Raw genomic sequence first — 14,588 nt, 5'->3', positions numbered from 1 at the left:
AGCGAACAATGCAGGCGCGAACGGCAACACACAACGGCCGACTTTCCAGCCCAACGAGAACAACACGATCAAGCCCTTGAGCAAATATCCGTATCCGATTCCCAGCCGCGAAGAGATTCTCGGCGTGCTGCGCACGAGCGAGACTCCGCATGCCGCGAACGACATCGCCGAGGCGCTGTCGATCAAACGCCAGGAGCGTGAAGGATTTTTCAAGCGCCTGGCGGCCATGGAACGAGACGGGCAAATCCGCCTCGACAAGCGCGGCCACTATCAACTCACTCATCCGTCGAACTTTGTCGCGGGGCGCGTGCAGGGCCATCGCGACGGCTTCGGCTTCCTGATTCGCGACGACGGCCAGGACGATCTCTTCCTGCCCAACGGCGAAATGCAGAAGGTCATGCACAACGACCGCGTGCTGGCGCGCATCGTCGGCTATGACCGTCGCGGGCGGCCGGAAGGGCATATCGTCGAGGTCACGGACCGGGCCAACAAACGCATCATCGGGCGGCTCATCAACGAGAACGGCGCGCTGATTCTCGTGCCCGAAGACAAGCGCATCGGCCACGACATTCTCATCACGCAGAACGCCAAGAAGGCGAAGGTCGGTCAGGTGGTGTCCGTCGACCTGACGGATTTCCCGAGCCGGCACTCGCAACCGCTGGGACGCGTGGTCGAAGTGATCGGCGATATCGATGATCCCGGCATGGAGATCGAAATCGCCGTGCGCAAGTATGGCGTGCCGCACGAGTTCAGCGACGTCGCGCTCGCGCTGGCCGCCAAGCTGCCCGACGAAGTGCGGCCGGTGGACATCCGCCATCGGGTGGATTTGCGCGACGTGCCGCTCGTCACGATCGACGGCGAGGATGCGCGCGACTTCGATGACGCCGTGTATTGCGAGCCCATCACGGTCGGCCGCGGCCAGGGTTTCCGCCTGCTGGTGGCCATCGCCGATGTCTCGCATTACGTGCGCCCGAACGAGGCGCTGGACATCGATGCGCTGGATCGCAGCACGTCGGTGTATTTCCCGCGCCGGGTGATTCCGATGCTGCCGGAGAAGCTCTCGAACGGCTTGTGTTCGCTGAATCCGCACGTTGATCGCTGTGTGCTCGTGTGCGACATGGTCATCACCGCGCGCGGCGAGATCAAGGCGTACCAGTTCTATCCGGGCGTGATGCATTCGGCGGCGCGGCTCACCTATACCGAAGTCGCGGCGGTGCTCACCAACACGAAGGGACCAGAAGCCACGAAGCGCGCGGACATCCTGCCGCAACTGCAGAACCTGCATGGCGTCTACAAATCGCTGCATGCGGCGCGGCAGAAACGCGGCGCGATCGACTTCGATACGACTGAAACGTACATCGTCGTGAATTCGCAGGGCAAGATCGAGCAGATCGTGCCGCGTCATCGCAATGACGCGCACCGGCTGATCGAGGAATGCATGCTGGCGGCGAACGTCTGCGCGGCGGATTTTCTGAAGCGCAACAAGCATCCGGGCCTGTACCGCGTGCATGCCGGGCCGACCGAAGAGAAGCTGGAGAACCTGCGCACTTTCCTGCGCGGCGTCGGACTGACGCTGACCGGCGGCGCCAAGCCGCACGCGAGCGACTACGCCGCGCTGATCGCGCAGATCCGCGACCGGCCCGACGCGCAAATGCTCCAGTCGATGGTGCTGCGCTCGATGCAGCAAGCCGTGTACAGCCCGGACAACATCGGTCACTTCGGTCTGGCATACGAAGCGTATGCGCACTTCACGAGCCCGATTCGCCGCTATCCCGACCTGCTCACGCATCGCGCCATCTACGCCATCCTGCAGGGCAAGAAGTATCTGCCGGAGATTGGCCACGAGGTGTTCCTGAGCACGGGCCTCACGAAGGCCGCGCGCGAAATGCAGAAGGCCGACGACACGGCGCGCGGACGTGCGCGCAACAGCGTCGCGATTTGGGAAGAGCTGGGGCTGCATTGCTCGTCGAACGAGCGTCGCGCCGACGAAGCCTCGCGCGACGTCGAAGCCTGGCTCAAGTGCTATTTCATGCGCGACAAGCTCGGCGAGGAATATGGCGGCATGGTGAACGGCGTGACGTCGTTCGGCATCTTCGTGCAGTTGGACTCGCTGTTCATCGAAGGGCTCGTGCATGTCACCGAGCTCGGGTCTGACTACTTCCAGTACGACGAGATCAAGAACGAGTTACGCGGCGAACGCACGGGCATTCGCTATCGCATGTCGGATCGCGTGCGCGTGCAGGTGAGCCGTGTCGATCTCGATGCGCGCAAGATCGACTTCCGTCTCGTGCGCGACGTGCCGGTCAAGCCGTCGGCGCGTGCTGTGGCAGCTGCGGGCGAAGCGGCGGGCGGCGGCGGGTCCGGCGCGCGCGTGCGGGCGCTGTCCGACCCGATGGCCGACGACGACGCCGTGCCCGGCACGCGTACCCGTGGCGGCACGAACAAGGGAGCGACGCTGCCGGCCGGTTCTCGCGGCGGTGTGGCGAAGAAGCGTGGCGCGGCGTCGAAGTCAGCGTCGCAGGGGCGGCCGGCACGAAAGAAGCGCTGATGCGCTAACGCGCTCAGCGGGCGGCGGGCGGCGGGCAGTTTCGCGCCGCAACACATTACGCGCGGTCCGATGCTTCGTGCAGCGGGCCGCGTCGTGCTTTTCAAGTTTTCCAGCGAAGGTTCGAATTAGTCATGTCACGTCTCAAGGTTCTCTACGGATTTCACGCAGTCACCGCGCGTTTGCGAGCGGATGCATCGTCGATCGAGGAGGTGCTGTATGACCCGTCGCGCAAGGATCGGCGCATGCAGGACTTTCTGCGGACCGCGAAGGAAGCCGGCGTGCGGCTGATTGCGGCGGACGAGTCGCGTCTCTGGGGGCTGGCGGGCAACATCCAGCATCAGGGCGTGGTGGCGCGCGCGAATGACCTGCCGCTCGCGCAGAATCTGGCCGAGCTGCTCGACGGCATTTCGGGCACGCCCTTGCTGCTGGTACTGGACGGCGTGACCGATCCGCACAACCTCGGCGCGTGCCTGCGCGTCGCGGATGCGGCGGGCGCCCATGCGGTGATCGCGCCGCGCGACCGGTCGGCGGGCTTGAACGCGACGGCGGCGAAGGTGGCGAGCGGCGCGGCCGAGAGCGTGCCGTACATCACCGTGACGAATCTGGCGCGGGCGCTGCGCGAGCTGAAGGACGCGGGCGTGTGGGTGATCGGCACGGCGGGCGAAGCGACCGCGTCGCTGTACGAGACGAAGCTGGACGGTCCGGTGGCGATCGTGGTGGGCGCGGAAGGCGAGGGGATGCGCCGGCTCACGCGCGAGACCTGCGACGAGATCATGAATATCCCGATGGCGGGGACGGTCGAGAGTCTGAATGTGTCGGTGGCGAGCGGGGTGTGTTTGTTTGAGGCGGTGAGGCAGAGGGGGGTGAAGAAGTAGGATCGATTGTCCATGGCACTGGAACGTCTCGACGATCGAAGCGCAGTGCTTGCTGCGGTGGATGAATTCGATCGCCTCGGGCGAGCGGCTTTTCTTCAGAAATATGGCTTCAAGGAAGCGCGCGATTACTTCCTTCAGATCGGCGGCAAGCTGTACGACTCGAAAGCAATTGCCGGGGTCGCGTACGGAAATCAATATCCGGCCCACGGCCCGCTCAAGGCGGCTGATTTCAGTGGTGGCGCGGCTACCGTTCGGCGTAGGCTGGAAACACTGGGATTCGAATTCGCGCGTTCGATCGACGCGCCGTCAGACGTTGAGGACCGCCGTGACACGCGCGTGTCCGAGTTTCTGACTATCGGTGACGTTTATACGCGCGATGCGTTGAAACGGATCCTAAATACCAACGACGCCACGATCAATACCGGTGTCTTCCGCCCAAGAGGCGCGCAGTCCGTCCTGCTCTTCGTTACCGAGTCGAAGACCGCTGACCGTGTGCAGTACGTCGATAGGTTGGACGGCGATCTTTTGCATTGGCAAGGGCAAAGCTCGGGACGTACCGATTCGCTCGTCATCGAACATCGTTCGCGCGGTTTGGAACTGCTGGTTTTCTATCGGACCAAGAAGTACGAGCATTCAGGTGCAGCGTTTAAATACGAAGGTCCGTTCGACTATGTAACGCATAAGGAATCGTCGCCGCCGACGAGCTTTTTGCTCGCACGGAACATCGAAGCTTCGGACGGTCTCGACGTGGCGGCCCAAGCAGAAGCAGAAGCAGAAGCACACGTCGAGGCAAGTGGCGTCTTCGACCCTTCCGATCTCGAGGACGCGCGGAAGAAGACGTTCTCCGCCATTGTCATGCGCCAGGGTCAACCGGCCTTTCGCAACGCTCTACTGAACGCCTATGAGGGTCGTTGCGCGTTGACACATTGCGATATCGGGGAGGTGTTAGAAGCTGCTCATATCACTCGATACTTGGGTCCCGAAACGAACGACGTGCGAAATGGCCTGCTGCTGCGCGCAGACTTGCATACGCTTTATGACCGCTCGTTGATCGCCATCGATCCGATGACTCACAAAGTCTCGATCGCATCACACTTGAAAGGCAGTGAGTACAGTGGGTTGGAAGGACGTGCGCTTCGCTTGCCGGCCAATCCTCTACATCGCCCTAGCATCCACGCGCTTTTGACACACTGGATGCTCGTGCAGTCGGTTTGGGACGGAGAGTCGTGAGACGCGCGACTTGCTGTGCTGCGTTGCTCTTGCCGTGCTTCCTCTCCGCCTGCACCCCCACCCACCTCGACCGCGGCACCTACATCGCCGACCTGACCCACCCCGCCAAAAACGCCGACTCCCGCATTCGCTTCCTCGTGATGCACTACACCGAGATCGACGAAGCCGGCTCGCTCGCGGTGCTCACCGGCGACCAGGTGAGTGTCCATTACGTCGTGCCCGATGCGCCGCGTATCGAGCATGGCGAGCCGGTGATCTATCAACTCGTTCCGGAAGACAAGCGCGCCTGGCATGCGGGCGTCAGTTCATGGCAAGGCGCGACTGAACTGAACGCGTCCTCGATCGGCATCGAGAACGTGAACCTCGGGCCGATAGGCCCGATAGGCCCCCTCAGCGACGGCAAGTGGCAACCCTATCCGCCCGCGCAAGTCGATGCCCTCATCCAACTCTCCCGCGACATCGTCGCGCGTTATCACATTCCGCCGACCCGCGTCGTCGGCCATAGCGACATCGCGCCGCAGCGCAAGATCGATCCAGGGCCGCTTTTTCCCTGGCGCACGCTGTACGATGCCGGCGTGGGCGCATGGCCCGATGCCGACGCCGTCGCCGCGCATCTCGCGGGCCGCGATCCCAAAGCGCCATCCGACGTGAAGGCGCTGCAGGACAAGCTGAAACGCTACGGCTACGACATCGCCACCGACGGCGTGTTCGACGACAAGACGCGCCGCGTCTTCCGCGCGTTCCAGATGCATTTCCGGCCGTCCGACTACGCGGGCAACGCCGACGCGGAAAGCGACGCCATCGCCCAGGCCCTGCTCGACAAGTACTTCGACCACTAACCCGCTATCCACCATGGGCGACACCTTCCTCACGCTGCGCACGCTTCACATGACCTGCGCAGGCCTGGCCATCGCCGGATTCGTGCTGCGCTGGATCTGGATGCTCAGCGGCTCGCGCCTGCTCCACACGCGCCCGGCCAAAGTCCTGCCGCACATCATCGACACGCTGCTGCTGCTGAGCGCAATCGGCCTGGTCGCGATCATCGGCTTCTCCGCCAACGCCGCATGGCTCGGCGCGAAAATCGCGGGGCTCGTCGTCTATGTCGTGCTCGGCACGCTGGCGCTGAAGCGCGGCCGCACCAAAGGCGCGCGCGCCATCTACGGCGTGCTGGCGATCGTGGTGTTCGCGTTCATCGCGTCGGTGGCACACAGCCACGATCCGCTCGGCTTCCTGCGCGCCTGGGCATGATCGGCACGCGTCCTGCGCGCACTCCGATAAAATTCGAGTTTCCCCCCTTCAGCAGCACCCTCCCATGACTCAAGACGAACTCAAGCAACGGGTCGGCCAGGCCGCCGCCGACTACGTGAACGCGAACGTGCCCGAAGGCGCGATCATCGGCGTCGGCACCGGCTCCACGGCCAACTGCTTCATCGACGCGCTCGCCCGTTCCAAGGCGCGCTATCGCGGCGCGGTATCGAGTTCCCTTGCCACCACCGCGCGGCTCGAGGGCCATGGCTTCAAGGTGTTCGACCTGAACGAGATCGAGTCGCTACCCGTGTACGTGGACGGCGCCGATGAAATCGACGCCAGCGGCGCCATGATCAAGGGCGGCGGCGGAGCGCTCACGCGCGAGAAGATTGTCGCATCGGTCGCGGACGTGTTCGTGTGCATCGCCGACGCCAGCAAGCGCGTGCCCGTCATGGGCTCGTTTCCGCTGCCCGTCGAAGTCGTGCCGATGGCGCGCACCGCGATCGGCCGCCGGCTCGCGGCGCTGGGCGGCGTGCCGGTGCTGCGCGTGGCAAAGGACGGCTTGCCGTTCATCACCGACAACGGCAACGAGATCATCGACGTGAAAGGCCTGTCGATCGACGACCCCCGCGCCCTCGAAGCCAGCATCAACGCGTGGCCGGGCGTTGTGACGGTCGGCCTGTTCGCGGCGCGCGGCGCGAATCTCTGCCTGCTCGGCGCCGAGTCGGGCGTCGAGCGCATCGACTACGCATAAATCCGCCACGCAGCACAAAGACAAAGGCCCGGCGCTTCGCAGCGCCGGGCCTTTTTTCTTCTGGAGAGACCGGATCAGAACGCGTTGCGTCCGATGAATCCCTTGAACATCGTCATCGCGACGATCTTCACGTCGAACCAGAACGACCAGTTGTGAATGTAGAACAGGTCGAACTTCACCCGGCTCTGCATCTTCTCCACCTTCTCGGTCGCGCCGCGATAGCCGTTCACCTGCGCCCAGCCCGTGATGCCCGGCTTGATGCGATAGCGGAACATGTAGCCATAGACGAGATCCTTGTACAGGTCGTCATGTTCGAGCGCATGCGGACGCGGACCCACCACCGACATATGTCCGAACAGCACGTTGAGGAACTGCGGCAGCTCGTCGAGACTCGTGCGCCGCAGGAACGCGCCGACCTTGGTCACGCGCGGATCGTTGCGCGTCGCCTGCGTGACGTGTCCGGTGGTTTCCTTGTGCACCGCCATCGAGCGGAACTTGTAGATCGGGAAGGGCCGTCCATCTGCGCCCTTGCGTTTCTGCGTGAAGAACACCGGTCCCTTCGAGGTCGACTTCACCGCAATGGCAATGCCGACCAGCAAGGGCGAAAGCGCCAGCAGGGCGGTCGCCGCGAACAGCCGGTCGAACAGGAGCTTCGGCCACATGCGCAGCGTGTTGACCGGCGAGGTCGTCAGGTTGATGGTCGCCAGGCCCGCGACATCCGTCATCGAATGGTTGAACAGCGAGATGCTGCGCGTATCGGGAATCAGCCGCAGGTTCACGAAGTCATGCCGCAACGCGTGCACGAAGCGATAGATCGTATGTTCCTGCGAAAGCGGCAACGCGAGCCACACTTCATTGATTTCCTCGGCGCGCACCTTGGCGACGAGCTCGTCGAAGTCGTTCAGCACCGGCAAGCGCGAGCCGCCCGTGCCGATTGCGCTCGTCGGCGCGTGCCTGACGCCCGTGGCGTGCAATTCCTCGTCGCCGGTGGTGTCGAGCAGGCAGACCGGCGTGAAGCCCTGTTCCGGCGTGCTGCTCAGATGCGCGAGCAGCGTGCGGGCAAAACCCTGCGCGCCGACGATGGCGACGCTGCGCTGATTGAGACCGCGTCCGCGCATCGCACGCAGGCTGCTGTACACCGCGAACTTGATCCCGATGATCAACGCGCCGGTAATGACCGTCGAATACGCGAACCACAGCCGCGATACCGAATCCATCCGGTGCAGGGTGAAGGCCAGCAACAGACCCGCTGCCACCACGGCCATCCAGGCGAGCGTGACGCGCGCCAGCATGACCGGCAGGGGCTTGCCGCGCCAGGTGTCGTACACGCCGAACGCGGGGAACAGCAACAGCGCGAGAACGCAGTTGAAAGCAGTCAGCAGCCGTTCGATGTCGCTGATATCGGGGGTGGCGAAGCGCATCGAATGCGCAATCAGGCCGCCGGCCACGATCAGCGCAACATCCAGGCAGCGTGCCGACCACGCGAACATGTTTTGATTTTTTGCTTGCATCATTGAACCATTAAACGCTGGAGGCCGATGCTGCCTCGGTTGCACGAAGACGCGGAAGCAGACGGTCGAATTCACGCTTCACAAGGCTGTAGCACTCGCAGGCGCGGGCCTCGAGGCCTTCGCGATCGACCACCTTGATGCAGCCGCGGCTGTGATGGATCAGGCCCGCGTCATGCAGTTTGCCGGCGGCTTCCGTCACGCCTTCGCGGCGCACGCCCAGCATGTCGGCGATCAGTTGCTGCGTCACCTGGAGTTCGTTCGACGCGGTACGGTCGATCTCGATCAACAGCCAGCGGCACAGCTGCTTGTTGAGCGAGTGGTGACGGTTGCAGGCAGCCGTCTGCGCGACCTGGGTCAGCAGCGCCTGCATGTAGAGCAGCATCAGGCGGCGCAGGAAGTCGGAGCGGCCGAACTGCTCGCGCAGCGCCTGCGCGCTCATCCGATACGCAAAACCCGGACATTGCACCTGCACGCGCGTCGGCATGGTTTCACCGCCGGTCAGCACCGGTACGCCCGTCATGCCCTCGCGGCCCACCGCGGCGATCTCGACCGAGCCACCGTCTTCCATCGTGTGGAGCAGCGAGATGATCGCCGTGGTCGGGAAATAGACGTGGTGGATGCGTTGGCCAGAATCGCACAGCAATTGTTCGGTGCGCAGCTGGACGAGTTCGAGGTGCGGAGTCAGTGCCTGCCATTCGTGGGCCGGAAGTGCGCCAAGCAGGTGATTGCCGTGCAGGTCGGACTGGAGGGTCAGCATGATTGGTTCTCTCGTAACTTCGCGCGTTGCGCTTCACATTTTTATTTACTGGCGTGACCGTTCTCTGAATCGATCGCTTGTGCGTCCCTGATCGAAAACGCCTCACGCCAGCCCCGTAACGATCCGTCGACAGTGTTCTGGTCTTGTTCTAGCCGCCCTTCGGATCGCGAGGGCTTATTAGCGAGGACTGTGCCAGTGTGGTCAATCGCAATGCTGGCGGGGCCTCATTGCACGCGACAATTTCTTGATGCACCGCAGCGCACCGTTTTTGTTTCAGTATTGAACATGGGTGGTCTTAGGAATACGTGTGCGCCCCGATTCGTATCATCAGTCCAATCCCTCCTGAGGCAGGGAGAGATGGGCCGAAAGACCACGGAACAAGCCTCGTCACTCGACATGGCCCCAACCTCACTCCTTCTTTCGTAGGGTTAAAGAAAATTGATTCATCCGTGTTCCATGGCTTGGGTGGGACAGCGAACACCTTGTACGAAAGGCACCTGTTGATTCCTGCAGAGGCGTTGATGGGCAAGGCCTTGCGCCGGCCTGCAGATAGCCGCTCCGGAAGAGTGCGTGGTGCGAAAACGTTGCGTGCGTTGCACGTGATGAGAAACCCGGTGAAACCTGACCTGAACAGGGGACGCTGCCGATGCCTTCGCAGTTGAATGGCGGCCCACATGCCGCTTGCATGAAGGCATGAAGCGCGCACGGAACGTCCTGGCGATCGTAAAACGTTTGCTGCGCGATTGTCGGCCCGACTGCATGCGGCGAGCATGAATGCGCAATGCGCGCATGCGCCGAAATGTTTCATCGAGGACAATGCCGGCGCCGCGAGATTCGATAAGCGCAAAAGATGCCTGATCGACATCACGGTGTCATGTTGTCGAGTCTCGTCCACACCAGGTAAGCGATTGAAAAAGCCCTTGAAACATGGGCTCGAACGTGTTTTAAAGCGAATGCTTCAAAACGCGGATCATCTGGGCGCCGATTGCCTATTGAATGATCAACAGACGATATCGGCGAGCGGAGGAATGACGCGTGCGTAGGCGTCCTCGATGATGTCGAATGAAGCCTCGCAGAGGTCTTCGCTGCCACGTGACAAGGCGCGTGCAAGACGGCACTGCAACACCATGGTCTCGCTGGCAATCTTGCGTGCGCCCGCATGCGCGGACAGCGGAATGTCGAAGCCCTGCTCGCGCATCCATTGCAGGTAGTGCGCAAGCAATTCGAAGTTCGCGCCGAGCTGCTGCGTCACGTTGAACGCATAGTGACGCGCATACGCTTCGCCGCGTTCGAGCATCGTTTGAACATGGTGGGGAAAAGCCTTGCGCCAGCGCGAGATCGGGTTATGCGGCGGGCGGCGCAACAGATGCGCGCATAGCAAGTCGGCCGAGGTTTCCGCGAGTGGCGTGCCCGTCAGTGCATCTCGCACATGCTTGACGAACTCGACGTGTGGAAACAGGGCTGCGGATGCCGTGGCGGGCCGCAGGATGCCGTCATAGTCGGCGCCGTCGAGCAGGTGATAGCCGGTGTGATGAAAGTAGCCCAGGCGGCGCGCGCCGGGATCGATCACATCAATGCCGATGGTCGTGCGGGCATGCTCGCGATGATAGGCATCGGCACGCGTATCGGGCAGGAAGTAAGCGTCCGTCTCGAGCAAGACGATGTTGGCGCGGCGGGTCTGCACGAGCGCGCGTTCTTCGAGCGAGTCGAATACCGCGAGTTCCTGCACCTGCAGGCCATAGAGCTTTTCGATATCGTCGGGAGGAAGTTTGCCGAGCGTGAACTGGTCGTCTTCGAAGTCCTGAGCGACGCTGAACGCGAGCGCCGCGCGCGGTTCGAGGCCGTTGCCGTGCAGCAGTTCGATCCACAGGTCCACCGGCGCCATGCCTTCGCGCCAGATGCGCTCGCCGCGATGCAGCGCATGCGCATGATGACGCCGTGCACGCAGGCGCAGAGGGTCGAGTGACACGACGCGGGAACGTCCCGCGTTCGAACCCGTCACACCACTCGTATGGAACGCGCTCATGCCGTTACCTCGGACCGGAAAAACCGGCGTCCGATACCGCGGGCGCGCAAAGCGGGCGGGCTTGTGGTTGTGCGTCTTTGTCGCGTTCGATGGCGGTATGCATTTTGATTTTCCCATGAAGGTGCCGGATGACGCGAGTGCTATCGACGCATGCGCGCGCACGCGGCTGACCGATGAAGGACAGTCGCGTGGCGCTGGTTTCGTCGTGCTGGCGTCTTGTTTCCCCGGGACGCCTTTTTGCGTGTGGTCGGCCCTATTTGAAGCGGCGCGGCGTTTCGGGTCGGTGCGATGGCGCACTGTGCCACGAGGGGCCGGCACGTAAGGTTGAATCGTCGCAACGCCGGTTAATCCCGGTTTCGCCTGGAGATAATCAATGAACTGGAAAACGCTGGATTTCGAACAACTCACTGCGCGTGAGCTTTATTTGATTCTGCGCGCGCGCAGTGCGGTGTTCGTCGTCGAACAGTCGCACGTGCATCTCGATCCGGATGGACGTGACGAAACCGGCACGCATGTGTTCGCGGCAGAAGACATGAGCCGCTCGATGCCGGTGCTCGCCTATGCGCGCATTCACGAAGGTGATGCGGAAGATCCCGAAGTCGTGGTCGACAAGATCCTGACGAGCCCGCTGCGCCGTGGTGACGGCACCGCGCATGCGCTGATCGAGCGCGTGCTCGCCGTGGCTGCCGAACGCTGGCCGGGCCGTGGCGTGCGCCTGACCGCGCCGGTGAGTCTGCGCGGCTTCTATGAAGCATTCGGCTTTCGCAAGACCGAAGGACCGTTCCTCGAACACGGCATGCCGTTCATCGGCCTGACGCGCAAGAGCCGGCAGTCGCGCGAAACAGCGAGTCCATCCCGCGTGCAGTTCGCCGGTCCCGCTGACTACGCGAGCACCTTCGAGTTGCTGTAGGCGCCTGCGCGTTGCATGACGGCGCCGCGCGGCGGCGCCCCCTGAACGATTCGACAGCAGATTCGACAGCAGGTTGGACAACGTCAGCCGGGCAACTGGACAGCACGGCCGACGCCAGCGGCATCACGGGCGCAAGCCTGTCGGGCATCGAGGCAAGAACAACGTCACAAAGGCGGCACGCGCTGCCCCGAAACACGCCTCGACCACAATAAGATCAACGCCGCCGGTGTGAGCCGGCGCGCGTGCAAACGGCACTTTCATGCGAATAGTCCATCTCGCCAACCATGCGCAGACGATCGGCAACGGCACCGTCAACATGATGGTCGACCTTGCCTGCGTGCAGGCGCGCATGGGCCAGGAGGTCGTGGTGGCCTCGTCGGGAGGCGGATTCGAGCCGCTGTTGCGGCGCCACGGCATCACGCACATTCCCTTGCAGCAGTCGCGCCAGCCCTGGCGGGTGCCGTCGATGATCGCGGGCTTCAATCGTCTCATCGACCGCTTCGATCCGGACATCGTGCACGCGCACATGATGACCGGCGCGCTCATCTCGCGCTTCGGCAGCATGCGGCGGCGCTTCGCGCTCGTCACGACGGTGCATCACGAGTTGCAGAAGAGCGCCGCGCTGGTCCGTGCCGGCGATCGCATGGTCGCCGTCAGCCAGGCGGTGGCGGACGATCTCGAGGCGCGCGGCATCGGCGCCGGACGCCTGTCGATCGTTCTCAACGGCGCAGTCGGCGCGCCGCGCCTCGTCTTGCGGCCCGCCGCCAGGCCGGTGCGCCTGCGCCATCCGAACATCGTATGCGTGGCCGGAATGTATCGGCGCAAGGGTATCGCGGATCTGCTGCAGGCCTTTGCGCACGTGCATGAGCAGGCCGCCGGCGAAGCGGAATTCCTGCCGGAGCCGCATCTTTACCTCGTCGGCGACGGCCCGGATCGCGGCTCCATGGAAGCGCTCGCCGCCGAGCTCGGCATCGCGGAAGCGGTGCATTTCACGGGCTTCGTCGCCGATGCACGGCCGTATCTCGCCAGCGCCGATGTGTTCGCGCTGCTGTCGCACCAGGACCCGTCGCCACTGGTGATCGCGGAGGCGCGCGAAGCCGGTTGCGCAATCGTTGCGACGCGCGTGGGCGGCATCCCGGAAATGCTGGACGGCGGTACGGCGGGGGTGCTGGTGCCGCCCGGCGAGCCCGCGCAGGCGGCGGCGAAGCTGCACTGGCTCCTGATCGACGGCCAGGCGCGCGGCCAGTACGCCGCGCGCGCGAGGAACAACCTGCAACAGCTTTCGGTGGAACGGGTGAGCGGCGAATACATGGCGATCTATCAGCACACGCTGGCCGAGCGCGAATCGCTGCGCCGCCGCCAGGGCGCGATGGACCCGCGCCGCGCCCGCGCGCCCGATGGCGCGGTATGAGCGGAAAAGCGGCGAATCGGTAAAAGCGGGTAAAACACGGCGTAAGTATCCGGTTTGCGCAAGCGACCGGATCATACAAAAGGCGCATGCCAGCGGAGGAGCGTTCGCGTTCGCACAGAAAGCCTACGAGATGCTTGCTCAAATGAGTGCATGACCGGTCCGACCGTTATCCGGACCGCCAGATGGACCCGCCTGCGCCGCGCTGCGTCGCCGTCATTCTTCAGTTTCCCTGACGAATGACGGCGCGCGCGCGGCGCAAGCGCAGCACGGACACGTGCCACGGCGACGTGAAGCGGTAAGAACGACACATCAACATCGACGTCGAAGCCAAAGGGATTACCCTGTCAGGAATTTCCTAGCTGGCATTCGAAGCAACGAAGACGCAACGTATCAAGCATGACGAATTGACTGTGCGTCGTTTGTCATGCCTTTCGCAGTCCGGGGAAAGCGAAAGTAGTGATGCGCCCACACACACGGCTACGGATCAGGCGAGAAGGGGAGAAGCGAGATGGATGAAAACAAAGAGCGATCGCTGGTGGCAAAGGTGATGGACGGACTCGTCTCCGGGATCGTCGAGCAGAAATACGGCGCAATATTGCCGCCGCAAGACATCCTCTCGAAAGAGTTCGACGTCAGCCGCACCGTCATGCGAGAGGCGCTCTCGATGCTGCTGGCGCGGCATATGCTGGACGTGCGGCCCAAGACGGGCACGCGCATCCGTCCGATGAGCGACTGGCGCTTGATCGACGAGGACGTAGTCAGCTGGCGCTTTCGCGCGAAGCCGGATCAAACCTTTCTGCGCGATGTAATCGAATTCCGCATGTTGATCGAGCCACGCGCGGCGGCCCTGGCGGCGGCGCGCGCGACGCCCGACGAGATCGCGGGCATCCGCGACGCTTTAGATGTGCTGTCACGCCTGCAGGTCGGCGAGCCGGAATATCAGGCGGCCGACGAGGTGCTGCACACGCGCATCGTGGCGGCCAGCGGCAACCAGTTCTTCCGCCAGATGACGGCCATCGTGCGCGGCGCGCTCGTGACGGTGAATCCGATTGTCGACGGCATCGAGTCCGTGCGCGAAGCGACGCTTGCCGCGCAGCGCAGCGTGGTCGAGGCGATCGAGTCGAAAGACCCGGGCGCCGCCGAGGCCGCGACGCGCGCGCTGGTGGACCTGGCGGCCGAGGAAGTGGGCCGCGCGTTCTCGCTGGAGCGCGTCAACAGCCAGCCTGCGCCTTCCACGCCGAACGTGAATGCGTCGGCTGGCGCGGCGTGAAGACGTGATACACAGCGTCTGAGCAAAGCTTTCGCGTCATGCTGGTCA

At 63.5% G+C, this 14,588-nt stretch carries 12 protein-coding genes; 9 read left to right on the top strand and 3 right to left on the bottom strand.

The features are described from left to right. Positions 1–76: 76 nt before the first annotated feature. The 6 genes from rnr (at position 77) to rpiA (ending at position 6,655) form a co-directional block, all read left to right on the top strand. Complete coding sequence (gene rnr, locus QCE63_RS09485; RefSeq protein WP_309833754.1) at positions 77–2,548, top strand: ribonuclease R; 2,472 nt, start codon at positions 77–79, stop codon at positions 2,546–2,548. A 131-nt stretch (positions 2,549–2,679) separates the two neighbouring features. After that, positions 2,680–3,423 (top strand): 23S rRNA (guanosine(2251)-2'-O)-methyltransferase RlmB, encoded by a 744-nt coding sequence (rlmB, locus tag QCE63_RS09480; RefSeq protein WP_309832492.1) that lies wholly within the window; start codon positions 2,680–2,682, stop codon positions 3,421–3,423. Positions 3,424–3,435: 12 nt separating this feature from the next. Beyond that, complete coding sequence (locus tag QCE63_RS09475) at positions 3,436–4,653, top strand: HNH endonuclease signature motif containing protein (protein ID WP_309832491.1); 1,218 nt, start codon at positions 3,436–3,438, stop codon at positions 4,651–4,653. Further along, positions 4,650–5,492 carry an N-acetylmuramoyl-L-alanine amidase gene (locus QCE63_RS09470; RefSeq protein ID WP_309832490.1) on the top strand — a complete coding sequence of 281 codons (843 nt, stop codon included), beginning with the start codon at positions 4,650–4,652 and terminating at the stop codon, positions 5,490–5,492. The genes QCE63_RS09475 and QCE63_RS09470 overlap by 4 nt, the downstream gene beginning before the upstream one ends. 13 nt (positions 5,493–5,505) lie before the next feature. Next, positions 5,506–5,901 (top strand): SirB2 family protein, encoded by a 396-nt coding sequence (locus QCE63_RS09465; RefSeq protein WP_309832488.1) that lies wholly within the window; start codon positions 5,506–5,508, stop codon positions 5,899–5,901. A 64-nt stretch (positions 5,902–5,965) separates the two neighbouring features. Continuing rightward, positions 5,966–6,655, top strand: a complete 690-nt coding sequence (gene rpiA / locus QCE63_RS09460) for a ribose-5-phosphate isomerase RpiA (RefSeq protein ID WP_309832486.1) — start codon at positions 5,966–5,968, stop codon at positions 6,653–6,655. A gap of 74 nt (positions 6,656–6,729) precedes the next feature. Here the strand turns inward: rpiA and QCE63_RS09455 are convergent, their stop codons facing one another. The 3 genes from QCE63_RS09455 to QCE63_RS09445 form a co-directional block, all read right to left on the bottom strand. Then, a complete protein-coding gene (locus QCE63_RS09455) occupies positions 6,730–8,145 on the bottom strand; it encodes an undecaprenyl-phosphate glucose phosphotransferase (protein ID WP_309832484.1) in 1,416 nt (471 codons plus the stop codon). 31 nt (positions 8,146–8,176) lie between these two features. After that, complete coding sequence (locus tag QCE63_RS09450) at positions 8,177–8,923, bottom strand: Crp/Fnr family transcriptional regulator (protein ID WP_309832483.1); 747 nt, start codon at positions 8,921–8,923, stop codon at positions 8,177–8,179. A gap of 1,000 nt (positions 8,924–9,923) precedes the next feature. Further along, a complete protein-coding gene (locus QCE63_RS09445) occupies positions 9,924–10,949 on the bottom strand; it encodes a DUF1839 family protein (protein WP_309832481.1) in 1,026 nt (341 codons plus the stop codon). A gap of 373 nt (positions 10,950–11,322) precedes the next feature. Between QCE63_RS09445 and QCE63_RS09440 the strand changes: the two genes are divergently transcribed. From QCE63_RS09440 to QCE63_RS09430, 3 genes are all read left to right on the top strand, one after another. Further along, entirely contained in the window at positions 11,323–11,859 is a 537-nt protein-coding gene (locus tag QCE63_RS09440; RefSeq protein ID WP_309832479.1) for a GNAT family N-acetyltransferase, read from the top strand. A 259-nt stretch (positions 11,860–12,118) separates the two neighbouring features. Beyond that, a complete protein-coding gene (locus QCE63_RS09435; protein ID WP_309832478.1) occupies positions 12,119–13,270 on the top strand; it encodes a glycosyltransferase family 4 protein in 1,152 nt (383 codons plus the stop codon). Positions 13,271–13,778: 508 nt separating this feature from the next. Beyond that, the gene (locus QCE63_RS09430; protein ID WP_309832476.1) at positions 13,779–14,540 is read left to right on the top strand and encodes an FCD domain-containing protein; all 762 of its coding nucleotides are present in this window, start codon (positions 13,779–13,781) and stop codon (positions 14,538–14,540) included. Positions 14,541–14,588 lie beyond the last annotated feature (48 nt).

It is taken from the genome of Caballeronia sp. LZ065 (assembly GCF_031450975.1).
Lineage (GTDB): Bacteria > Pseudomonadota > Gammaproteobacteria > Burkholderiales > Burkholderiaceae > Caballeronia.
The sequence above is the reverse complement of the archived record's forward strand: the minus strand, read 5'-3'. Positions and strand labels throughout refer to the sequence as shown.

What these genes read in the sequence shown, in the direction of transcription:
- rlmB (WP_309832492.1), top strand. Translation starts at nt 2,680, where the DNA reads ATGTCACGTCTCAAGGTTCTCTACGGATTTCACGCAGTCACCGCGCGT.
- QCE63_RS09475 (WP_309832491.1), top strand. Translation starts at nt 3,436, where the DNA reads ATGGCACTGGAACGTCTCGACGATCGAAGCGCAGTGCTTGCTGCGGTG.
- QCE63_RS09465 (WP_309832488.1), top strand. Translation starts at nt 5,506, where the DNA reads ATGGGCGACACCTTCCTCACGCTGCGCACGCTTCACATGACCTGCGCA.
- rpiA (WP_309832486.1), top strand. Translation starts at nt 5,966, where the DNA reads ATGACTCAAGACGAACTCAAGCAACGGGTCGGCCAGGCCGCCGCCGAC.
- QCE63_RS09455 (WP_309832484.1), bottom strand. Translation starts at nt 8,145, where the DNA reads ATGTTCGCGTGGTCGGCACGCTGCCTGGATGTTGCGCTGATCGTGGCC.
- QCE63_RS09450 (WP_309832483.1), bottom strand. Translation starts at nt 8,923, where the DNA reads ATGCTGACCCTCCAGTCCGACCTGCACGGCAATCACCTGCTTGGCGCA.
- QCE63_RS09445 (WP_309832481.1), bottom strand. Translation starts at nt 10,949, where the DNA reads ATGAGCGCGTTCCATACGAGTGGTGTGACGGGTTCGAACGCGGGACGT.
- QCE63_RS09440 (WP_309832479.1), top strand. Translation starts at nt 11,323, where the DNA reads ATGAACTGGAAAACGCTGGATTTCGAACAACTCACTGCGCGTGAGCTT.
- QCE63_RS09435 (WP_309832478.1), top strand. Translation starts at nt 12,119, where the DNA reads ATGCGAATAGTCCATCTCGCCAACCATGCGCAGACGATCGGCAACGGC.
- QCE63_RS09430 (WP_309832476.1), top strand. Translation starts at nt 13,779, where the DNA reads ATGGATGAAAACAAAGAGCGATCGCTGGTGGCAAAGGTGATGGACGGA.